This is a genomic window from Mesorhizobium sp. LCM 4576, from assembly GCF_001854815.1.
GTDB classification, from domain to species: domain Bacteria; phylum Pseudomonadota; class Alphaproteobacteria; order Rhizobiales; family Rhizobiaceae; genus Mesorhizobium; species Mesorhizobium plurifarium.
Genome location: NZ_MDDT01000007.1, coordinates 189,955 through 211,895, shown reverse-complemented (window position 1 = coordinate 211,895; position 21,941 = coordinate 189,955). Strand labels below are relative to the sequence as shown.

General features: G+C 62.1%; 19 protein-coding genes and 1 pseudogene. 9 read left to right on the top strand and 11 right to left on the bottom strand.

Annotated features, from left to right (window positions below; translation table 11 throughout):
- Position 1: 1 nt before the first annotated feature.
- Positions 2 to 658 (bottom strand): response regulator transcription factor, encoded by a 657-nt coding sequence (locus tag LCM4576_RS03170; protein ID WP_071030489.1) that lies wholly within the window; start codon positions 656 to 658, stop codon positions 2 to 4.
- Positions 659 to 1,078: 420 nt separating this feature from the next.
- On the opposite strand from LCM4576_RS03170, the gene LCM4576_RS03165 reads away from it, so the two are divergent.
- The 8 genes and pseudogenes from LCM4576_RS03165 to LCM4576_RS03135 all read left to right on the top strand — a co-directional run bounded on the left by LCM4576_RS03165 (position 1,079) and on the right by LCM4576_RS03135 (position 7,977).
- On the top strand, positions 1,079 to 1,801 hold the full coding sequence (locus LCM4576_RS03165) for a sugar phosphate nucleotidyltransferase (protein WP_071030488.1): 723 nt from the start codon (positions 1,079 to 1,081) through the stop codon (positions 1,799 to 1,801).
- Positions 1,802 to 1,839: 38 nt separating this feature from the next.
- Positions 1,840 to 2,976: a DegT/DnrJ/EryC1/StrS aminotransferase family protein gene (locus LCM4576_RS03160; protein WP_071030487.1), complete on the top strand. Its 1,137-nt coding sequence runs from the start codon at positions 1,840 to 1,842 to the stop codon at positions 2,974 to 2,976.
- A complete protein-coding gene (locus LCM4576_RS03155; RefSeq protein WP_071030486.1) occupies positions 2,973 to 3,647 on the top strand; it encodes a sugar transferase in 675 nt (224 codons plus the stop codon). The genes LCM4576_RS03160 and LCM4576_RS03155 overlap by 4 nt, the downstream gene beginning before the upstream one ends.
- A 66-nt stretch (positions 3,648 to 3,713) precedes the next feature.
- On the top strand, positions 3,714 to 4,718 hold the full coding sequence (locus tag LCM4576_RS03150) for an SDR family NAD(P)-dependent oxidoreductase (RefSeq protein WP_071030576.1): 1,005 nt from the start codon (positions 3,714 to 3,716) through the stop codon (positions 4,716 to 4,718).
- A 278-nt stretch (positions 4,719 to 4,996) separates the two neighbouring features.
- Complete coding sequence (locus LCM4576_RS03145; RefSeq protein ID WP_407067355.1) at positions 4,997 to 5,983, top strand: hypothetical protein; 987 nt, start codon at positions 4,997 to 4,999, stop codon at positions 5,981 to 5,983.
- Positions 5,970 to 6,218, top strand: a pseudogene (locus LCM4576_RS37070) (polysaccharide biosynthesis/export family protein); the annotation flags it as partial. The gene LCM4576_RS03145 and the pseudogene LCM4576_RS37070, both read left to right, overlap by 14 nt.
- Before the next feature lie 75 nt (positions 6,219 to 6,293).
- Complete coding sequence (locus LCM4576_RS03140; RefSeq protein WP_244510608.1) at positions 6,294 to 7,229, top strand: sugar ABC transporter substrate-binding protein; 936 nt, start codon at positions 6,294 to 6,296, stop codon at positions 7,227 to 7,229.
- Positions 7,230 to 7,284: 55 nt separating this feature from the next.
- Positions 7,285 to 7,977: a HemK/PrmC family methyltransferase gene (locus LCM4576_RS03135; RefSeq protein ID WP_071030483.1), complete on the top strand. Its 693-nt coding sequence runs from the start codon at positions 7,285 to 7,287 to the stop codon at positions 7,975 to 7,977.
- 17 nt (positions 7,978 to 7,994) lie between these two features.
- Here the strand turns inward: LCM4576_RS03135 and LCM4576_RS03130 are convergent, their stop codons facing one another.
- From LCM4576_RS03130 to LCM4576_RS03110, 5 genes are read right to left on the bottom strand one after another with little or no spacing between them, the layout of a single operon-like run.
- Positions 7,995 to 8,270: an acyl carrier protein gene (locus LCM4576_RS03130; RefSeq protein WP_071030482.1), complete on the bottom strand. Its 276-nt coding sequence runs from the start codon at positions 8,268 to 8,270 to the stop codon at positions 7,995 to 7,997.
- A gap of 49 nt (positions 8,271 to 8,319) precedes the next feature.
- Positions 8,320 to 9,873 (bottom strand): class I adenylate-forming enzyme family protein, encoded by a 1,554-nt coding sequence (locus LCM4576_RS03125; RefSeq protein WP_071030481.1) that lies wholly within the window; start codon positions 9,871 to 9,873, stop codon positions 8,320 to 8,322.
- Positions 9,870 to 11,891: an asparagine synthase (glutamine-hydrolyzing) gene (asnB, locus tag LCM4576_RS03120; RefSeq protein WP_071030480.1), complete on the bottom strand. Its 2,022-nt coding sequence runs from the start codon at positions 11,889 to 11,891 to the stop codon at positions 9,870 to 9,872. Before asnB ends, LCM4576_RS03125 begins: the two co-directional genes overlap by 4 nt.
- 5 nt (positions 11,892 to 11,896) lie before the next feature.
- Entirely contained in the window at positions 11,897 to 12,880 is a 984-nt protein-coding gene (gene nadE, locus LCM4576_RS03115; RefSeq protein WP_071030479.1) for an NAD(+) synthase, read from the bottom strand.
- Positions 12,877 to 15,525 carry an AMP-binding protein gene (locus LCM4576_RS03110; protein WP_320411837.1) on the bottom strand — a complete coding sequence of 883 codons (2,649 nt, stop codon included), beginning with the start codon at positions 15,523 to 15,525 and terminating at the stop codon, positions 12,877 to 12,879. Before LCM4576_RS03110 ends, nadE begins: the two co-directional genes overlap by 4 nt.
- Positions 15,526 to 15,759: 234 nt before the next feature.
- On the opposite strand from LCM4576_RS03110, the gene LCM4576_RS03105 reads away from it, so the two are divergent.
- Positions 15,760 to 16,779: an NAD-dependent epimerase gene (locus LCM4576_RS03105; protein WP_071030477.1), complete on the top strand. Its 1,020-nt coding sequence runs from the start codon at positions 15,760 to 15,762 to the stop codon at positions 16,777 to 16,779.
- Between the two features lie 364 nt (positions 16,780 to 17,143).
- Here LCM4576_RS03105 and LCM4576_RS03095 read toward each other — a convergent pair whose 3' ends face one another.
- Genes LCM4576_RS03095 through LCM4576_RS03075 form a run of 5 tightly spaced genes read right to left on the bottom strand, consistent with a single transcriptional unit; the run spans position 17,144 to position 21,871 of the window.
- Entirely contained in the window at positions 17,144 to 18,433 is a 1,290-nt protein-coding gene (locus tag LCM4576_RS03095; RefSeq protein WP_071030475.1) for an FAD-binding oxidoreductase, read from the bottom strand.
- The gene (locus LCM4576_RS03090; RefSeq protein ID WP_082037130.1) at positions 18,426 to 19,175 is read right to left on the bottom strand and encodes an ABC transporter ATP-binding protein; all 750 of its coding nucleotides are present in this window, start codon (positions 19,173 to 19,175) and stop codon (positions 18,426 to 18,428) included. The genes LCM4576_RS03095 and LCM4576_RS03090 overlap by 8 nt, the downstream gene beginning before the upstream one ends.
- Positions 19,099 to 19,929, bottom strand: a complete 831-nt coding sequence (locus LCM4576_RS03085) for an ABC transporter ATP-binding protein (protein WP_041005892.1) — start codon at positions 19,927 to 19,929, stop codon at positions 19,099 to 19,101. The genes LCM4576_RS03090 and LCM4576_RS03085 overlap by 77 nt, the downstream gene beginning before the upstream one ends.
- A complete protein-coding gene (locus LCM4576_RS03080; protein WP_071030474.1) occupies positions 19,926 to 20,921 on the bottom strand; it encodes a branched-chain amino acid ABC transporter permease in 996 nt (331 codons plus the stop codon). Before LCM4576_RS03080 ends, LCM4576_RS03085 begins: the two co-directional genes overlap by 4 nt.
- Positions 20,921 to 21,871, bottom strand: a complete 951-nt coding sequence (locus tag LCM4576_RS03075; RefSeq protein ID WP_244510588.1) for a branched-chain amino acid ABC transporter permease — start codon at positions 21,869 to 21,871, stop codon at positions 20,921 to 20,923. The genes LCM4576_RS03080 and LCM4576_RS03075 overlap by 1 nt, the downstream gene beginning before the upstream one ends.
- Positions 21,872 to 21,941: the final 70 nt, after the last annotated feature.

The window sequence follows — 21,941 nt, the reverse complement described above, 5'->3', positions numbered from 1 at the left end:
CTTACACCGTCCCCAGCCAGGTCTTTATCAGAACTGCCGCTTCCGTTCGGTTTCGAACCCCCAATTCCCGCATGATTGCCGCAGCATGGATCTTCGTCGTAGCCTCGGCGATGTCGAGATCCCGCGCTATCTCTTTGTTGGAATATCCTTCRGCCATCAGCCTTAGTACATCCTTTTGCCGGGATGTGAGCCTTTCGAGAGCGCCGGCACCGGCGCTGCTGCCGTGGCGGATCTCGAGCACCTGATCGTGTGCTCCCAAATGTCGGGACAGGAGCGCCGGTACGTAGATGCGGCCTGCCAGGATTTCCYTGACCGCCAGCACGACCTCGTCATCACTWTGGGATTTCACAATATAGCCGTGCAGCCCCACATTGAGAGCGGTCAGGATTTCGGAACGGGAATCATTTCCCGAAACAATCGCAAACCGCGTATCCGGGTAGGCCGTTAGCACATCGCCCAGCACTTCCTGAGTGAAAAGCCCCGGCATGTTCAGGTCGAGCATTGCAAGGCTGACGCCTTCCTGTTCGGCAAGAAGGCCAACCGCGGCATCGAAGCACGCGGCCTCGAATATCTCAACGTCCTCAATGCCGGCAGTCAGCGCCGACCGTAAGCCACGCCTATAGAGACCGTGATCATCGGCGATGACAATTTTGTACATTGTACCCCAACGCACACACTTTCGGCCCGGGGACCAGGGCACGCGTCCAGAACGTTTTGCCTATAGGATTAATTCTGTGACGATGCGGGACCTGTCCGCCAAACCGGAACCCAACAGAAATGCGCCTCTTCCGGTTGAAAAGGTTACTCTGCGTTTACCATGATGCAAAGTCGGACCTTGGTCCCTGCCCATGGCGGGGCTGCGCCTGCACACGCTGTAACACCGCCTGCCAGCTCATTGTCGCGGAGCTGAGCGCGCCATTCGAACGCACGACGACAGGCCTACAGGCTGAGCGTATCTCTCGCTCAATTCGTAGCAAGTCCGGCAGATCGCGCGGCAGGAGCCGCACGATGGAGGTGTCCGGACGCTGAGCTTGATTGTTGGCCTGTGTCGGCCGTGTGCGCAGGGAGTGAGTGTCCTATGAAAGCGGTTATCCAATGCGGTGGAATGGGGATGCGTCTGCGCCCATTCACATCGGTTCTGCCAAAGCCTCTGATGCCTATCGGCTCTCGGCCGGTGCTTGAATTGCTGYTCAAATGGTTGCGGCGCAACGGCATCGAGAACGTCTACGTCACGACCGGCTATCTAGGCCATCTGATCCGCAGCGTGTGTGGCGACGGTTCGCAATGGAACCTCAAGATACGCTATACGCAGGAAATGGAACCGCTCGGGACCATCGGCCCTCTCTCCCTGATCAGGGACGAGCTGGACGAACCTTTTCTGGTCCTGAACGGCGATGTGCTTACCGATCTGAGCCTCAGCCGTTTCGTGACGGCGCATCGGGCACACAACGATCTGGTTACGATCGCGACGGCGGCGCGTGTCACCAAAATGGACTTTGGCGTCATTGACGAGGTCAATGACACCGTTCAGGTCTTTCGCGAAAAGCCCGCGCTCACGCATCTGGTGAGCATGGGAATCTACTGCATGAATCCGGCGGTTCTGCAGTTCATTCCATCGGGCATCCCCTTCGGCTTCGACGATCTCATGTTGCAAATGCTCCAGGATGGGCAGGTCGTGCACGTCTACAAGCACGAGGGTCTTTGGCTGGACATTGGCCGCGTCGAAGACTTCCAGAAGGCGCAGACGATTTCCTGGGAGGAGCAGTCAGCTTCGATAGAGGTCGCCGCGGCTGCAGCCTGAGYCGATTTTCCAGTCGCGAGTATCACCGGGAGGTTGGGATGCTCTTGGTTAGTGCTCCCTTGTTGGGTGTGCCGGAGAAGGCCGCTTTGTCGAAAGTAATCGACAGCGGCTGGCTGACGATGGGCGAACGCGTCAGGGCATTCGAAGAAGCGTTCGCCGCGATGCACGGCGCCGACGATTGTGTCGCCGTCAGTTCCTGCACCGCGGCCCTCCACCTTATTCTCCATGGACTTGGGATCGGACCCGGCGACGAGGTTCTGGTGCCCTCGTTGACATTCGTGGCGACCGTGAACGCAGTCTTGTACGTCGGCGCCAAGCCGGTCTTCATCGATATAGAATCCGACGACGTGCCTCTGATGTCGCTCGAAGATGCGGAGGCAAGCTGCACCTCCCGCACGAGGGCTGTAATCCTCGTCCATTTCGCAGGCTATCTCGCAAACAAGCTGGAGTGGCAGACATTCGCAAGCGCGCGAGGGCTCTACATTATCGAGGACGCCGCGCATGCTCCTGGCCTGAAGGAGGTTGGGACCTTTGGTGCGGGGGCGGCGTTCAGCTTCTACGGCAACAAGAACATGACCACCGCCGAAGGCGGCGCGGTCATCACGCGTGACCCAGACCTGCGGGAGAAGATTCGCCAGGCGCGTGGTCACGGCATGACCACCGGTACTCGACAGAGACTGAACAGCCGCACGCCGCAATATGACGTGACGATGCTGGGCTTCAATTATCGCATGGATGAACTGCGGGCAGCCATCGGCTTGGTTCAGCTTCGGAATTTGCAGGAATGGAATGAGGTCAGGCGCGTCCTTGTCACATTGTATCGACGCCTCATCGCCATGCGCTGTCCGGCCGTTTCCATGCCGTTTTCCGAACCGCGCCGCTCTGCCTATCACATCATGCCGATCCTGTTGCCCCGCTACGTCAACAGACAAGAKGTCATCGATGAGTTGCGGGCGCAGGGCATACAGACGACTATTCACTATCCTCCTGTGCATCAAATGACGTTCTACCGGGAGCTTTTCCCCGGAGTTCAYCTGCCGCGCACCGAAGCCTTCGCTGACCGTGAACTGACCATTCCACTGCATCCGCAGATAACATCTCCCGTGGCGGAAGCAGTCGTGGACGCCCTGGCATCCGCGCTCCACAGCGGCGCCCGGGCAGGGACAGCAGCATGAACGCGTTCGACATGCCCATTGGCCGGCTTGCGATGCGCTGTGTGAGCCATGGACGTGGCCGGCGCGCTCTCGATATGATTGCCGCGTCTCTTGGTCTCATCGTCCTGTCACCGTTGATGCTGCTTATTGTAGCGGCGCTGCTGATCGAAGGCGGGCGCCCGGTGCTCTTTATTCAGCCGCGCATCGGCGCCGGCGGTCAGCTTTTCCGTATGTACAAGTTCCGAAAATTCTACCCGCAATGCGATGCGGCGGGACTAGCGCTGACGCTTGCCAACGACGCCCGCATGACGACGGTCGGCAGGTTTCTCGCTTTCAGCAAAATGGATGAGCTGCCGCAGCTGTGGAACGTCCTGAAAGGCGACATGGCCTTGGTCGGCCCGCGCCCGGAAAGTCTGTCTTTCGCCGACTGCTTCAGGGACGGTTACGAAGCTGTCCTGCAATACAAGCCCGGCCTGTTCGGTCCCGCTCAGATCATATTCCGCCATGAGGCTCATTTCTATCCTCGAGACGTCGAGCCAACAGTCTTCTACAAGGAGGTTCTGTTTCCGGCAAAGGCGAGGATCGATCTTTCATATTACGCCCGCCGGACAATCCTCTCGGACACGGCGCTCATTATTCGAGGTGTTTTCACCGTTCTCGGCGTGGCTGTGGACCGTTCGACCGGCGCGTGAGCCGTTCAAATGGTCGTTCGCAGCATTCGCCCTGCCAAAGCCAAGGAGTGCGAGGACTGTCAGGACATGACCTACAAGGGAAAGAGAGTATTGGTCACCGGGGCGGATGGCTTCATAGGCTCGCATCTGACTGAAGCGCTGGTGCGCGGCGGGGCCGATGTGACGGCATTGGCTCTCTACAATTCGTTCGACAGCCACGGGTGGCTGGATGACCTGCCGGACGATATCCGAAGCCAACTCAAGCTCGTTCGTGGCGACGTCCGCGACAGTGCCTTCCTGAATCGGATCGTACGCGGCCAAGCCGTCGTGTTTCATCTCGCGGCATTAATCGCCATCCCGTACTCCTACGCAGCCGCCCAGTCTTATGTGGAGACCAACGTCCTGGGCACTGTGAACGTGCTCGAAGCCGCTCGTCAGTGGGACACCGAGCGCATCGTGCACACCTCGACCAGCGAGGTGTATGGCACCGCTTTGACCATGCCGATCAGCGAAACCCATCCGCTGCAGGGCCAGTCGCCMTACTCAGCCTCCAAGATCGGGGCCGACATGATGGCGGAATCTTATGCCCGCTCGTTCGACGTTCCAGTCGTGGTGCTTCGTCCATTCAACACGTTCGGACCGCGGCAAAGCGAACGGGCGATTGTTCCGACGCTCATCAGGCAGGCCATCGACCCAAAATGCCAAGCCATCATGGTAGGGGACACGAGTCCGGTTCGCGACCTTACCTTCGTCGAAGACACGGCCGCGGCGTTTCTCAGCGCAGGTTCGGCCGAGCTCGAATTCGGCCATGCCTACAATGCCGGAAGCCAGCGTGCCGTGACCATATCCGACGTTCTGGACCTGGTGCTGGAGTTGAGCGGTTCCAACAAGCCGGTCCATCGTGACGAGAGCCGGTTGCRCCCGCAAAATTCCGAGGTCCGGGCACTGCTGGCGGACTCATYCCGGCTTGAGAGCGCAACAGGATGGAGGGCTCAAACGGACTTGCGMGAGGGCCTGAGACGGACCATCGCGTGGTGGCGGGCGCGCCTGAGCGCAGGGCGAGTGCGTCACGAGATGAGCTACATGACATGAGGTTTCCCACGCTTTCCGCTGTATTGCTGCTGGTTTGTGTCGCGGCATTCCTCGGCCTGCGGACGGCCGGGGGGCATGCAAGCAACACTACCCGCGGCTTCGAGGCTCCRGTGCCGATGGACCTGCCCGGGTATCTTCGTCCTGCCACCGACCCCRCATTCGGCACAAGCATTGTCCGCATCTCCAAGCCTGGTCCCCTTGGAAATGGGGTCGTTTGCGGGCCTAAATATTGCAGCCATCGCTATTCGAGCGCTCAAGCCTGGAATGCGGACCAGACATTGCTCCTGCTCGACAACGGCTGCAACGGAATGTGCTTTCTCGACGGGCACACCTATGCGGCACTGTTTTGGCGCAAAAGAGCGGGCGAATGCGAGTGGCATCCCCGAAATGCCGAATTGATGATCTGTGTTCACGACCGGGCGGTCTCGACCTGGGCGCCACGGACCAACCACGAAGACGTTCTGTTCACATCCCCGGACTACCACGATCTGCAATTCGGTCCATCGAAGGGCAATCCCAGCCGGGACGGCAGCCGCATCGCGGTCCGCGCGGTCCGCAAGGACGGCGCTGACGTCGTTTTTGCCTATGATCTGAGCYAGCGGCAGAAATTTCCGGACATCGAGCTTTCTCAGGTACCCGGAAAGGCGAGTTCCTGTACGATCTCGCCGCTCGGCAAATATATTCTGTGCTTCCAGGATCTCGTGGATGGCACGGAGCAGAGGGCTATCTTCAAGGTCGATGGCGCCTTGCATCAGAGATGGACCGACCACCATCGTCCAGGCCATGGCGATCTGACGGTCGACGCCGACGGCAGCGAAGTCTATGTCGGCATCAGCAAATCCAATCCGGACAAGTTCCAGGTCATCAAGCGCAGGCTGTCGGACGGGAAGGTGACTTCCCTGACCGTATTCGGCGAGGCGGAGCATGCGTCGACCCGGGCTATTGCCAGGGGCGACTGGGTTTTCCTGAGCTATGGCGGTGACCCGCGCGAGGTATCGGCCAATCCCGGCTGGGCCCCCTATGCGCGCGAGGTCATTGCCCTTCGCATCGACGGCAGCGGCGCTATTCGTCGCATCGTGCAGACGCGGAACCCTCCTTCCGACTACTGGAGCGAAACGCACGCCTCGCCCTCTCCGGATGGCTCCCARGTGATCTGGTCGAGCAACTGGGGCGTGCCGGGYGGCCCGGTCTACGAGTTCGTCGCGCGCCTCGATTGGAGCGAACGCCAAAACCCCAAGGAGGTTGTCGCCAATGACCAGCCTTAGCCGGTTCTCCTTTGCGCTTCTTGCAGTCTGTGCCACAGGCTCCATGGCCGTGGCGGCCGAGACATCGACCTATCGGATTTCGCCAGGCGACACGGTCGAGATCGGAATAACCTCCATTCCCGACCGGACGCAGCGTGCCGTTGTCCAGATGGATGGCACGATCGTCCTGCCCGAAGCGGGCACGGTCTCGGTCGGCGGTCTGACGCCACCCGAATTGCAGAGCCGCATGCAAACGATCCTGCCGACCAAGATCTTCCACATCCGCATGCCCGATGGCCGCGAACAGATGGCGGTCGTAAGGCCGAGCGACGTGACGGCGATCATCGCCGAGTACCGCCCGATCTATGTGACCGGCGATGTGCTCACTCCCGGACAGCAGGCCTACCGTCCGCTGATGACCGTGCGCCAGGCGATCGCCGTCGCGGGCGGTTTCAGCCTCTTGCGCGCGCGGACCAATCAGCCTGGCCCGGATCCGACGGATCTGCGACGCGATTACGAGATGATCTGGGGAGAATACACCAGGGACTATTTCCACAGCGCGCGCCTGCGCGCGGAGCTCGACAAACAGGAAAACTTCGACACGCAGCCTCCGCAAGGATCGCCGCTTTCGCCATCGCTCGCGGCGGGGATAGCAAAGGCTGAAGCGGAAGCGCTCAAGCTCTCCCTGGACAACTTCCAGCAAGAGCAGAGCTTTGTCGAAAAGGGCGCCAAGGATGCCGCCGCGCAGATCGAGACGCTGATGAAGCGCGCGCAGGATGAAGCGGATGGCGTCAAGGCCGATGAAGAGGACCTGGAGCAGGTCACCAAGGCGTTCAAGGCTGGAAATCTGACGAACAACAGGCTCGCCGACGTCCGGCGCGCCGTCCTGCTTTCGTCCAGCCGGGCGCTGGAAACATCGGTCGAGCTGATGCGAACGCAGCGTCAGCGGGAAGACTTTGCCCGGCAGCTCGAGCGCAATGAGAACCAAAGGCGCATCGGTCTGCTCAACGAATTGCGGGACACCGAGGTTCGCCTTGCCGACATCGGCACAAGGCTTCGCGCCGCGAGCCAGAAGTTGCAGCCCGTAGGTGCGACCGCCGCGCCTCTTTCCATCGCCGGCGAGACCGTTCGAGCCCAGATGACGATCGTTCGCAACGTCGATGGGCAGTGGCGCAAGCAGGCCGCCGACGAGGACGCCGAGGTGGCGCCGGGAGATACGATCGAGGTCAGGTTCAGCAACGAATTGGAGAGCGCGGCGRCACAATAGCGCCGGCGCTTCTGCACCATTCGGCGAGCRCTGGATCCGGTTGTGGAGGCAGGTCTTGAGCCAGGACGTCGATGTCGCGGACGCCTATAACAGAGGCAGCGCGATCTTCATGGGAATGGAGATGCTTGTCGCATCCGGCGCGCTTGTGCCGAGACCGGAGACGGAGCTGCTGGGTTCGACCGCCGTCGACGTGTTGCAGCAAATGAACCTGCCGGCGCCGCGGGTGATCGACATGTGCTGCGGGGCCGGCAATCTTGCCTGTGCGATCGCCCGCCAGGTTCCGACGGCGCAGGTCTGGGCAAGCGATCTCACCGATGGATGTGTCGCGGTGGCGTGCCGGAATGTCGCCCACCATGAACTGGCCGACCGGGTGTCGGTCCAACAGGGCGATCTGTTCGACGCTCTCTCCACCTTGGTGCCTCAGGGCACCATCGATGTTGTCGTGTGCAATCCGCCCTACATCTCGGAGAAGCGGCTGGAGGGCGACCGCTCTCATCTGGTCGCGCTCGAGCCGCGCGAGGCCTTCGCGGCCGGGCCTTACGGCATCGCCATCCACATGCGCGTGGTGAGGGATGCCTTGCGGTATCTGCGGCCGGGCGGAGCCCTCCTGTTCGAGGTCGGCCTTGGCCAGGACCGCCAGGTGGCAAGYCTGCTGGAGCGCAGCAAAGGCTACGAGGACATCGGCGTCGTCACCAACCGCGCCGGCGAGGCGCGTGTCGTGCTCGGATACGCCAAGCCGCAGCCCTAAGCGCCTCGCAGGTCGGCTTATCCCCTCTTGCGTGCGATGAACTGCGCTATGCCCTGGATGGAATCGAGGTTCTCGGGGAGCAACTCACTGTCCTCCACGGCGATGCCGAAAGTCTCCTCGATGAAGCCGATGATCTCGAGCACGCCCGTGGAATCGACGATGCCCTGATCGAGCAGCGATTCCGTGGCGCTGAGCGATTTCACGTCGGCGATGTAGAAGTTCGAAGCCAGGAAATCGCGGATTTGTTTGGTGTAGATATCGCCCGAGGGCTTCGTTRCCAAAAAATTATCCATAACCAMCCTCCGATAAAAACTGAATACTTTCCGCGCCGTCCAACAGGCGCTACGAGAGAGCCACCTTCTTGAGTTTCCCTGTATCCGTCCTCGGCAGGYTGGGCACGATGACGATGGACTTCGGGACCATGAAGTTTTCCAGCCGCTTCTGGCATTCCATCCGAAGCTGCCGCTCACCGACAATGCGGCCTTGCTCGATCACGACAAAGGCCTTCACGGCCTGGCCGAGAATCTCGTCGGGCACGCCAACCACCGCAGCCTCCTTGACGCCCGGAATGTTCATCAGCACGTTTTCCACTTCCTTGGGCGCAACCTTCTCGCCCCGCGATTTTATGATCTCGTCGCCGCGGCCGATGAAATAGAGATAGCCCTCCTCATCCATCCGGCAGTAGTCGCCGGTGTAGAGCACCTGCTCGCCTGGCAAGGGGCCGGGCTTGAGCTTCCTGGCAGTCGCTTCCGGTTTGCCCCAGTAGCCCTTCATCACCGTCGCGCCACGGATGACAAGCTGGCCGACAGTTCCGGGTTCGACGCGTCGGTCATTGTCGTCGACGATCCACATCTCGGTGTTTGGGATCGCGATCCCCACGCTCAGCGGTTTTCGTTCGAGATCTTCCGGCGGCAGATAGGTGCAGCGCTTGCACTCGGTGAGGCCGTACATCGAATAGATGCGGGCGCCTTTAAACAGCTCCCTGAGCATGGTGATGTGCTTGAGCGGCAAGGCGGCCGCCGTGTTGGTGACATAGCGGATGCTCGAGAAGTCGTGATCCTTCAGGGACTTGAGCTCCGCCAGCGAGGCGAAGATGGTGGGCACGCYGGGGAAGCCCGTGATCCTCTCGTCCTTGATGACCTGAAGGATCTGCGCCGGAAACGCGAAGGAGCGCTCGAGAACCAGCCGCGCGCCGGTGCGGAACGCCATCAGCATCTGGTAGAGGCCATAGTCGAAGGCGAGGGGCAGGACATCGAGGATCACCTCGTCTTCGCGAAGCTCCAGATATGAGGCTATCGAGGTGCATGCCGTCGTCATATTGCGGTGCGTCAGCATCACGCCCTTGGGCTCTCCCGTTGACCCGGACGTGTAGATGATCGCGGCAAGATCGATGTCGATCGATTTGCGTTTCGGCGCGGCCGGCATTCTTTCGGCGGCCGTTTCCCAGCGTACCGCGTGCGGCAGCCGGCTGAGCTCGTCGTCCTCGATCGGCCCTGACACGATCACCTGGCGCAGCGAGCGACACGTGTGCGCCGGCTCGCCGAACACTGAGCGCAGATGCCGGTCGGTGATCAGCGCCGCCGGCCGGCAATCATTCAGCAGGTAATCGAGCTTGTCGCTTTTGGTGAGGGGGTTGACGATGCACACGACGGCGKTTGCCTTCAGCACCGCCCAGAAGCTGACAACCGTCTCGACCGTGTTGTCGGCGAAGATCATCACCCGATCGCCGCGTWGCACGCCGGCGCCCACCAGGCACTGCCCGATTCCATTGGAACATTCGTCGAGTTCGGCGTAGGTGACACGCCGCCCGTTGCAGACCAGCGCCACCTTGTCGCCGAGCCGGCCGGCCGAGTGGATCAGATAATCATGCAGGAGCGGTACGGCGCCGTGGATCATGCCAACTCCCTTTCGCGATGCTCGTAGTCGACGTCGATGCTGAGATCTGGGTTCGTCACGCCGGCGGGGCGGGTCACGACGAACTGCTGATGGAGAAGCTGCGTCGACAGCACGCCAACCAAGGCCATGTTGTCGGAATTCGACATGTCGCCCCCGCCCGTCCGAGCCCGGCACTTCCCGACCAGCCGGTTCACCGACTGGGGGTCGAAGACGCCGGCCGTCCGCACCGCCGTTTCGGACAGGGCATCACCAATGTAGGCCGGCGCGCCGTCGGTAAAGAAACTCAGCGCGTTCGGCGCACGGTAGGGCTGCTTCTTCCGGGCGACGACCTGCGGCGGCAGGACCGGCGCCGCGACGCGCTTCAGCACGTGCTTCTCGTCGAGGCCGCGCAGCTTGTAGGAATCCGGAAGCGCATTCGCCAAGGTGACGACGTTGTCGTCGAGGAAGGGAAAGCGGCCCTCGATGGAGTGAGCCATCAGCATCCTGTCGCCTTGCGAGGAGAGCAGGTAGCCCGACATCAGAGTCCGGATCTCGATATGCTGATCCTGGGCGAGGGGACTCCAGCGCGGAAATTCGGCCGGCAGCGTCGAGAGCASTTCGCTCACCGCATCGCGGCGCTCGGAGGCAGCCCGCATATCGGGGCAGAACAGCCGCTTGATGGCGCTGGTCGTGCGCCAGCGCGTGTCATGCGCAAATCCGGCCGCGGCATGGGCCTCGATATTGCGGCTGAAGAACTGCCGGGCCAGTGCCTGCTGGTGGACCGGCGAGCGCGACAGATATGGATAGAGCCGCTCAAGCAAGCGGGCGCGCTTGATCGAGGCCGGCTGGCGTCCCCAGAAGCGGCGTACCTTGCCCTCGCGGAACAGGTCATAACCGGCAAACATCTCGTCGGCGCCTTCACCGGTCAGCACGACTTTGATGCCGCGTTCCCGCACGAGCCTCGACAGCAGGAAGAGTGGTGCGGGCGCAGTCCTGAGGATTGGCCGCTCGGTGTGACGGATCACCTCGGGAAAGACTGCGGCTATATCGTCGCGGGAAACGACTATCTCGTGGTGTTCGCTCCCAGTGGCGTCCGCGACGAGGCGCTGGAATTCGGTCTCGTCATATTCGGCATCGGCAAAACGCAGCGAGAAGGTCTGGAAGCGCTCGCCGGCGAAGCGCCTTCCGAGCGTGGCGACAAGGGAGCTGTCGAGTCCGCCTGAAAGATAGCAGCCCACCGGCACATCGGCTTGCACGATTCGCAAGGCCGTGGCGCCTTCCAGCATCAGCCGCACTTCCTCCACCGCCTCGCCCAGGGAGCCGCCAAACCGATCCCGGGCCTCGCCATCGATTTCCGGAAAGCGCGGTTGCCAGAACGGGTATTCTCGCGCCGCGTCGTTCTCATAGAGGCGCACGTGTCCGGGCGAGAGTTCCCGGATGCCCTGGAACACGTTCTGCGGAGCAACAGCCGTCCACATGGTGAAGGTCTGATCGATGCCCGCCGGATCGAACGCGCGCGGGATCGACATCTCGGCGGCGAAAATCGCTTTGACTTCGCTCGCAAAGAACAAGCAGCCGCCATGCTCGCAAAAATGCAGCGGGCAAATGCCGTAGCGATCGCGCGACAGCACCAGCCGGCCCGCAGCCGGGTCCCAGATCGCCAGCGCCCATTGGCCGTTCATACGTTCGAAGGCTGCCTCGCCCCACTCCCGATAGGCATGCAGGACGACTTCGGTATCGCTGCGGGTGCGGAACCGATGGCCGAGGGCGAACAGCCTGTCGCGCAGCTCGAGATAGTTGAAAATCTCACCATTGAAGACGATCCACGCCGGACCATCAGAGTCGGCGAGGGGTTGCTGCCCATGCTGAAGATCGACGACCGACAAGCGGGCATGCGCCAGCCCGGCGCGTCTGTCGCGGTAGAGCCCCCGTTCGTCGGGACCGCGATGCGCAAGCGCGCCGGCCATGCGCAACAATGCCTCGCGCGAAGGCGGTTTGGCGGTGGCGTTCAGCGCCAGTATTCCGGCGATCCCGCACATCGGCGTCAGTCCACATCCATCGGCACGGACGGCAAGGGCCTAGCATGCAGATAGCGCGCAGCCCGGCGCTTCGCTTCGATGTCCTTGAAGACCTTCTCGACCTGGCCGCCGGTCAGGCCCGCAATGGCTGCGACCTCGTCGGCRCATAGCCCATGATTGACGCCATAGAGGCATAGATCCGTCAGATGGTAAGGCAGCGCGAAGTAGAATTCCTCCTGGCTTTGCGCCATGGAGAATGTATCGGTGGTCGGCGGCCTGCGGCGGATTTCTTCGTCCACACCGAGATACTCGGCCAATTGGTAGACCTGCGTTTTGTACAGGTGCACGATTGGCATGACGTCCGCGATGCCATCGCCTTGCTTGACGAAGAAACCCTGGTCGTATTCGAGCCGGTTCGGCGTTCCRGCAACAGCGTAGCCCAGGCGATCCGCATGATAATATTCGGTCATCTTGCGGATGCGCTGCTTGTAATTGGTCGCGGCGACGATCTGCAGATAGGCCGCCAAGGGCAGCCGAACCGTGCTGACCTTGCCTTCCGGATCCTGGACCGTGAGACGGGTGATGTTGAGGCCTTGGCTCTCCAGAACCGAGGTCAGCACCAGCTTGCATTTCCATCCTTCGTCATACTCCGGAACGAYGGAGCGGATCGCCTCGACCTGCCGGCGATAGGCGCCGATGGYATCGAGCGCCGGGGCGATGTCTTCGACCAGAGTATCGATGCCGAGCTGAGCCGCGATGACGCGTCCGAGTCTCAGCGAGTCTCCCGAGGAGTCGCGCTCCGGCATGAAGAGACCCAGCACCTTATCCTTGCCGAAGGCGCGCACGCATAAGGAGGCTACGACGGAACTGTCGATGCCGCCCGACAGGCCGACCACCACCCCGCGCCGCCGAAGCGTGACCAGAACCTGCTCGCGCGTCGAAGACACGATGCGGTCCGCCTCCGCGGCTGCGTCCAACGCCAGTGCTTCCTTAGTGAATCCCGAGATCACGTCGACTGGCCCTCCAATTGCAGGGTCTCGGCCGTCGAATAGGTTCGCAAAACGGCCTTCTCGATCAGCGGACGGTTGGTCGCGACGTGAGGCTCCACGACGAGGTCGATATGTGTGCCGACAATCGGAATCACCTGCAGGTCGCGAAACACCTGATCCCATCCGATGGCGTGGGACATGCCCGGGCGGGCACAGCGAAACAGCGTCCCTTGGATCGGAAGCGCTGGCTTGGGTTTCTCCAGCCAGCGGAAAAATGCGCGAGCCCGCAAAACCTCCTGCAGTTCCAGCTTGATGCGAAAGCAGGCTCCGTTGAACTGGCCTTCGGTGTAGCGGTCGATCGCACCGGCGAGACGAACTTCGTGACCCATTCTGACCGCGATCTTCGCCAGGGCGCGGCAGGCGACGCGCTGGAACGATATGCGGTTGGACCGGAGCCGGCGCATTGTGCGGGTGACAGTGTCCCACAAGCGGCTTCGCTCGCCCTCGAGGCTTGTATCGAGGATGCCGATGAACTTGRCCGACCGCCCGGTCTTGAGCAGGCGCACCGCTACTTCCAGCGCGACGGCTCCGCCCAGCGAGTGGCCCAGAAGCCTGACATGGCCCGACGGCTGAGCGCGGTTGATTTGTTGGATCGCGGCGTCTGCCATGCTGGCGAGATCGCTCTGTCCGCGCAGGATGGGAGCGAGGCCGGGGTACCTGATTGGAACTACCTTCGCGGTTTTTCCCATGGCGGACGCGAAGGCGGCAAGGCTTGGACCGTAGCCGACGGATCCGGGAAACAGGAAAAGCAGCGGCGGGTTATGCTCGGGAGCGGCTTTGCCGGATGCGGCTGCCTGCGCCGCGACGACAGCCTTCACCATCTCGCCCGCGCTCATCCCGACAGTGAAACTCTCAAGCCCGAGTTCCTGGCCGATGAGATTCTCGATCTCCATCACGCAGTGCAGGAGCTTCAACGAATCTCCTCCGGCCTCGTCCCACCTGCCTACGGCCGCCCTGGTGTTGAGAACCTTGCCCCATGCCTTCTGCACCACCTTACCCGCCGCCGAATCGGCGTCCGAACCTGGCTGATCGGCGACGGTAACCGGCCTCCTGGCGAGGAGATCCATTTTGCCAAGTTTGACGAGGTCGATCTTTCCGCCATCGAGGCAGGGGATTTCGYTCACGCGGTGGAGCCGCAGGGGCCGCAGCGCTGGAGGCAGCGTGTCGGCGATCAGCCGGCGCAGGCCCTCCACAAAATCCGGACCCGCGGCATCGCCCGGAATGGCGAATGCGACAAGTTCGGCTGCCTCCGTCACGATTGCCACAGTGTCCTGAACCGACGGAGCGGATCGCAGCACTCTTTCGAGCTCGGCCGGCTCGATGCGCCGCCCGTTGATCTTTATCTGCCGCCCCTTCCGGCCAATGATCCTCAGCAAACCATCGTCGTCCAAACGCACGAGATCACCGGTCGGAAAAATCCGCTCGCGCGGATTGGCGCTGTCCGCATCGACAGGGATGACGGCRCCATTTTCCCAATGCCCAAGCAGGACATAGGGGCTCTTGATCACGAGCTCTCCCGTTTCACCGGGCGGGACGACGCGTCCCTCCTCATTGACAATCGAGAACGCGATTCCCGGCAAAAGCCGCCCAACGGGCACGTCCGGTTCGGCGTCCGGCGGTTCCGATGGCACAAACCACTGCGATCCCGTGGTCTCCGTGGACGAGTAGCCGATCTGGATGAGGCAATGCGGYGGGACGGCTTTGCGCAGAATGGCGATGTCGGACCACAGCACTTTCTCGCCGCCGACGCGGACGACCCGAAGCGAGCTGAACGTAGCGGCGCTGGYATCCGCCATCAACGCTCGCAGCAAGGCGGGTACGATGTATGTGATTGTCGTGCCCTGGTCCTGCATCCGCGCGCGGACGCCACGCAGCCCGACCGCCTCCAGTTCAACGAGCTGCAACGTGGCCCCGGTGAGGACGGCGGCCAGGATCTCACGGCAGCCAGCTATCGTGGCCAGGCCCGACAAGGGGAGAAAAACATCGTCTGAATTGATGTGACACGCCTCGACATATTGTTGCACGCGCCACAGCAAGCTGCGCTGGCTGTTGACGATGCCCTTTGGCCGCCCTGTGCTGCCTGAGGTATAGAGAACGATGGCCGGCGCATCGACCGAAGGCGGCGGAAGGGGAGTTGCCAACAGCTCGCGATCGGAGGCTGAACTTACGCCGATGTCGATCCATTGGACGTCCATAGGCAGATCGCTTGGCCTGTCACCGATGCCCAGCATCRCCGAGAGCCTGGCCGCCGACACGATCTCCCTGATCCGGGGACCGGGATCTCTCGCATTTAACGGAATCGAGATCCGTCCGGCTGCCATGGTCGCGAGCATGGCGACGACGCTCCAGACGGAACTTGGCTGGCAGATTCCAACCGGCCCGCCTTCGGGAACGGCATTCGCAACGCGCCGGGATAGGATTTCGACGACGGCGCCGAGCGCCGAATAGGAGAGTTCGTCCGCGCCGTCATTGATGGYGATCTTCTGCGGATGTTGCCTGGCGAGGGTTTCCAGCCGAGGACCAATGCCGATATCCGCAAACCCGGTTGGCAAAGGCAGATATGGCCGCAGGGCAGGCCCGCCCCGGTCCAGGGCATAGTCGCGCACCTCTGCCCACCTGGGCGGCTCCGGTGGAGGAGGAGCCTCATCAAGATCCTGATCCGCCGCTTGTGCCTTCACATATGCCGGGAGCATGGCTTGCCTGAGCTAGAGATGAAGTTTGGTTATGGCTCTGCTCAAGAGATGTTTCATCGATCATTCTGATGATGCTTCCGGGGACAAAGAGAGGCGAGGGTGGAAACGGGTGTGAATCGGGTCACAGCTTAACGTTAGGGATATGCCGTGACATCAAATAGGCCTGCTCTTGTCACCGGCGCAGCGGGTTTCATAGGCTTTCATCTATGCCGGAGACTGCTTTCCGACGGTTGGCAAGTTGTCGGCCTCGATTCCATGAATGAATACTACGACATCAACCTGAAGCGGGCCCGGCTCGATCAGTTGGAAGAATTTCCACATTTCCGGTTCGAGCATGTCGACCTCGCCGATCGCGACCGCGTTTCGGCGCTCTTTGCCTCGGTTGGTCCGGAAATCGTCGTCAATCTCGCAGCCCAGGCCGGCGTTCGTCATTCGCTCACCAATCCCTACGCTTACGGCGAAGGTAATCTGAGCGGATTCCTCAATGTCCTGGAAGGATGCCGCCAAGCCTCGGTCGGCCACCTTGTCTATGCGTCCTCGAGCTCGATCTATGGCGGCAGCACGCGAATGCCGTTCTCCGTTCACGATTCTGTCGATCACCCGCTCAGTCTCTACGCTGCCACCAAGAGGGCCAACGAGTTGATGGCCCATACCTACAGTCATCTTCTCCGACTGCCGACGACTGGTTTGCGGTTCTTCACGGTCTACGGGCCGTGGGGCCGCCCGGATATGGCCCTGTTCATCTTCACCAAGGCCATACTTGCGGGTGAGCCTATCGACGTCTTCAACCACGGCAACATGCAGCGAGACTTCACCTATATCGATGACGTCATCGAGGGCTTGATCCGCATCATGCAACTGCCCGCCACGCCCAACAAGGAATGGAGCAGTGYCGCGCCTGATCCCGCGACGAGCAGCGCGCCGTTCAGGATCCACAACATCGGCGGCAGTTCGCCAGTTGAGCTGAATCACTTGATCGAACTGCTGGAAGACGCGCTGGGCAAAAAAGCGAAACGCAACTCCATGCCGCTTCAGCCGGGTGACGTGCCCGCGACCTGCGCCGATGTCAGCTCACTTGAGCAAGCGACTGGCTTCAGGCCGAGAATTCCGATCGAGATCGGGGTCCGGCGTTTCGTGGAATGGTATCGGGATTTTTATCGAGCCTGATCCGGACTGCCCCGGTATCCCGCCGCAGTCGCAGTTGGCGATACCGACCGAAGATACGTCTTCGCAACCATCCAACGTGGCAAGATCATACGGAACGATACGGGGAGGCTCGAGTTTTTGATCCACAAAAAAGGCCAGTGAAATCAATCGCTTTAATATGTCCTCCGGGCCCACCATTATTTATCAATCGCTTATAGGATGCTTCGCCACCCGGTTCGCCGAGGGTTGGCTAACCATCCGTAAGCCATTGATTTACGGCAGTTCGAGCCAGATCAAGGCCCGGCGCCTGGCGATTCTGTGCAACGCTGAACCGCTCCAGGACCGAGCGGACAGGCTCCTGGAATGTTCATAGCCACTCCGCGTCTTACGAGCGGCGATCCTGAAAACGGTTCCAGGCRTGCATGCGATTGGCGATTTGCACCGCGATCGGATGAAACGGAATCGGATTCATGCTGGTGACCGGTAGCGACATCTGCTCGTCGGTGCGGCGGCCTGCCGCCCAGCGGCCGATCTCCTGGCCGAGYGACATCGAAAGCGCCACGCCGCGGCCTGAATATACGCCGCCGAACACAAGGCCAGGAGCCAACCGGTAGAGACGAGGCCTGCGATCGGGCACCACCGCGAAGGTGCCGTGCCAGTATTCCACCATCTCGGGCTCGCCGCCGAAGGCCTGGAATGCCTTGCCGAGCATACGCGAGACCTTGGCGCGGCCGCGGTCGGCTTCATCCAACCAGAATGTATGCGTGCCGCCGCTGACCAGCCGGTTATCGCGGTCGTAATGGAAGTATCGGAGATCCCGGCGCATGTCGGACACGGCCGGGTTGCCGACAAGAATTCTGGCGCGCAATTCATCCGACAGCGGACCGGTCGCAGCCTGGAACACCTTGAAGGGCACCAGCGTCTTCTTCAGGCCCGGCCAGATGTCGCCGGTCAGCGCGTTGGTCGCCAGGATCACCTGCGGCGCGCTGACGCTGCCCGATCCGGTGAAGACGCGCCAGCCGCCTTGCAGGCGTTCCATCCTAGTCGCGCGGGAGTTCTCATGGATGGTCACGCCTTCGCGCTCCAGGGCGGCCGCGAGACCGATCGTCATGGCGAACGGATTGATGTGACCCGAATTGTTGACCATCCAACCGCCGAGATAGGGGCTGCCGATGCGAGCACTGACTTCTGCGCGGTCAAGCCAGGACACGTCTGCGCCGAAGGCTTTCCACTCGTCGTGGAACTGGCGGGCGCGGGCAAGGGTGGCCTCGGTGTGGGCGGGCTGGATCCAGCCTTCCTGCACCTGATGGGCATCGATGTTGAAGCGCTGCATCAGGCCGAAGGCGACGCCGGCGGCGTCCGCCACCATGCGGTTGTAGCGGGAGCCGACGGCCTTGCCGTAGACGGCTTCGAATTCCGAGGGCGATGCCTTCGAGTGATGCGAGATGACGAGGCCGTTGTTGCGGCCGGAAGCAGCCGATCCGATCTCATTGCCTTCCAGCAGTATGACGTCGACGCCGCTGTCGCGCGCGCCGAGCGCCGCGGCCATGCCGGTGAAGCCGCCACCGACGACCAGCACGTCTGTTTGCAGATCGCCTTGGAGCGCCGGCGCCGTCTCGCGCGACTTCGCGGTCTTGCGCCACAGATGCGGCGTCTTCCAGTCGACCTCAAACATGAAGGACAGTCTCGTTGACGCCGCCAAGGTAATGCTCGCTCAGCGCGGAGTGCTCGGCCATTTCCTGTGCCGGCCCGTGAAGCTTCACCTTGCCTGTGTTGAGAAGATAGGCGTAGTCGCCGCATTCCAGTGCGAGCTGGACGTTTTGCTCGACGAGCAGGATAGAGATGCCGTTGCGCGACAGGTCCAGGATGATGCGGAATATCTGATGGACGATCTTAGGCGCGAGGCCAAGGGACGGCTCGTCGAGCATCAGCAGCTTCGGTTCGGCCATCAGCGCGCGGCCGATTGCCAGCATCTGCTGCTGTCCGCCCGACATCCGGCTCGCCACGCTGTTGCGGCGCTCCTTCAGCACCGGGAAGAGATCGAACGCCTCGGCGCGCAGCGCCTCAAAGCTCCTTCCCGCTCGGCGGATGTGAGCGGCGACAAGGTTCTCCTCGACCGTCAGCCGCTGGAAGATCTGGCGGCCTTCCGGGCAATGGGTGATGCCGAGGCGCACGACCTGCTCCGGACGCATACCGGTGATGTCGCGCCCTTCGAAGGTAATCGAACCCGCGGTCGGTCGTGCGACGCCGGAGATGGAGTTGAGCAACGTCGTCTTGCCCGCGCCGTTCGGACCAAGCACGACGACGATCTCGTTTGGATCGACCTCGATATCGATGTTTTCAAGAACGCCGACGCGCCCGTATCCCGAGCTGAGCCCGGCGATCCTGAGCAGCGGCCCGGATGTCGTCGATGTCATTGGCGGTTCCCAGATAGGCGAGTTGGACGTCGGGGCTCGCCTGCACCTCGGCGGGCGTGCCCTGGAACAGAAGCTTGCCGTGATGCATGACGATGATGTTGTCGCAGAGCGACATGACCAGATCCATGTCGTGCTCGACGATAATGGTGATCCGGTCGGGCAGGCGCTGGGCCGCGAGCCTCGCGGTCAGCTCCGCCGTCTCGTGATGGTTGAGGCCGGCGGCCGGCTCGTCGAGCAGCAGCACGCGTGGATCACACACGAGGGCGCGGGCGATTTCCAGCATGCGCTGGCGRCCGTAGGGAAGGCTTCCGGCTTCGGCCTGCGCGTAGCCCTGCAGATCGAAGAGGCGCAGGATCTCCATGCATTTCTCACGGCGTCTTTCGCGTCTGGCTGCGGCATAGGGTGGCCACATCACTTCCTTCAAGGTGCCGCCGACATCGGCCGGGTAGAAGCACACTTCGAGGTTTTCGAGCACCGTCATCTGGTCGAAAAGCCGGATGTTCTGGTAAGTGCGGGCCACGCCGGAATTGGCGATCTGATACTTCTTCAGCGTGTCGAGGCGCTTGCCGTCGAGCGCGATCGATCCCGCCGAGACGCTGTAGGAGCCGGCGGTCATGTTGATGAGCGTCGACTTGCCGGCGCCGTTCGGTCCGATCACGCCGTGGATGAGCCCGGGAGCGAAGGAGGCCGTCACGTCGTCGATGGCGACGACCTGGCCATATTGCTTTCGCAGTCTGTCGAAGGTGAGCGTCATTTGCCGAAGAGCCTCCGGATGAGCTTGTCCGGGCCGAAGCTGCGCGGCACGATTCCCGCCGGTCGCACGATGATCAGGAAGATCATCAACAACCCCAGGAAAAGGATGCGCCATTCCGCGAACTCGCGCAGCACCTCCGGCAAGAGCATCAGGATCGTTGCRCCTGCGACGATGCCCAGAATGTTGCCGATGCCGCCGACCACGATCATCAGCACGATCAGCACCGATTCCTGCAGCGTGAAGCTCTCCGGGCTGACGAAGCGCTGGGAGGCGGCGAAGATCGCTCCCGCGATCGACCCGATCGTCGCAGACGTGGCGAAGGCGGCAAGCTTGGCGTTGGTCGTGTTTATGCCGATGCCGCGCGCGGCGTCCTGATCTTCGCGGATGGCCGCCCAGGCCTTGCCGAGGATGGAGCGCTCCAGCCGCCAGACCAGTGTGCCGACCACGAGCACGGTGATGAGCAATAGCCAGAAGAAATCGATCGGACGGGCGACCTGGATGCCGAGGATCGACGCCTTGTCGAGGCGCGCTATGCCCTTCGGTCCGCCGGTAAGCCAGTCGAGATTGTTGATGATGATGCGGATGATCTCGCCGAAGCCGAGCGTGACGATGGCGAGGTAGTCGCCGCGCAATCTCAGCACCRGTATGCCGAGYAATATGCCGGTGACCGCGCCGAGGYAGGCTGCGACCAGCAGGATGAGCAGGAACGGCCAGTGCAGGTCGAGCTGCGGGCTGGCGAGCAGCGCGTAGCTGTATGCTCCGACCGCATAGAAGGCGACGAAGCCGAGATCGAGCAGTCCCGCATAGCCGATCACGATGTTCAGCCCGATGCCGAGCAGAATGTAGATCAGCAGGCTGTTGATGACACGGACGTAGTAGTTGGGCAGGAAAGGTGTCGCTACGATCAACGCGATCGCGATGGCGAAGAAGAGGAACGAAATGGCCCGTCCTGAACGCGGCTTGGYGGCGGCGAGGGTCTCGGCGACGGACATCAGAACTCCCTCTTGTATACGATGCTTTCCTCGGAAACGGCCTCGCCCAGAATGCCGGCGGGACGGATCAGGAGCACGAGTATGAGGATCGCGAAGGACAGCACGTCGCGGTATTCGGTGCCGAGCACGCCATGGGTGACGATGGGCAGCAGCGCCGTTCCGCCAACCTCGACGAAGGCGAGGATGAAGGCGCCGAGCATGGCGCCTGGAATGGAGCCGATGCCGCCGAGGATCGCCGCGGTAAAGGCCTTCAAGCCGATGACGGCGCCCATGGTCGGCGTCATGATGCCGTAGTAGCTGGCGTAGAGGATGCCGCCGGCCGCGCCGAGCAGCGGCCCGACGAAGAACACCATGGATATCGCGCCGTTGACGTTAATGCCCAGAAGCTGGGCCGTGGGCCGGCTTTCCGAGACGGCGCGCACGATGATGCCGATGCGGCYGCGGTTGACGAGGAAATGCAGGYCGAACATCAGCGCGAAGGCGGCGATCAGGATGCCGATCTGCACCGAGCTGACCGTGCCGCCCATCACCTCGTAGCGGACGGCGGGAAAGAAGCTCGGAAAGGCGACAGGCTGTGGACCGGCAAGAATCTGGATGCCGGTGACCAGCGAGAGCGATACGCCGAGCGAGGAGAGCATCGGCGCGAGACGCGTGGAATTCCTCAGGGGCTTATAGGCAATCCGTTCGATGCCGACACCRATGACACCCACCAGGAAGATGGCGAGGACGAAGGCCGCGGTAAGCGCAATCGCGCCGGCGCCGCCCACGGTGCCGATCAGCATGCTGAGYACCAGGAAAGCCACGTAGGCGCCGAGCATGAACATTTCGCCATGGGCGAAATTGATCATGCGCAGCACGCCGTAGACCATCGTGTAGCCGAGAGCGATCAGCGCGTAGATGGAGCCTATCGTCAGGGCATTGACCGTTTGTTGGATGAGGCTTCCCAGCATGGACCGGCATCCTGTGCAGTAGGTTTCGCGCGGCTGGCGCAGCCGGGGAAAGAACAATCTCTACGGCCGC

Coding starts and splice junctions, on each gene's coding strand:
- LCM4576_RS03155 (WP_071030486.1), top strand. CDS start 2,973: ATGAACGCGTTCGACATGCCCATTGGCCGGCTTGCGATGCGCTGTGTG.
- LCM4576_RS03090 (WP_082037130.1), bottom strand. CDS start 19,175: ATGACATCGACGACATCCGGGCCGCTGCTCAGGATCGCCGGGCTCAGC.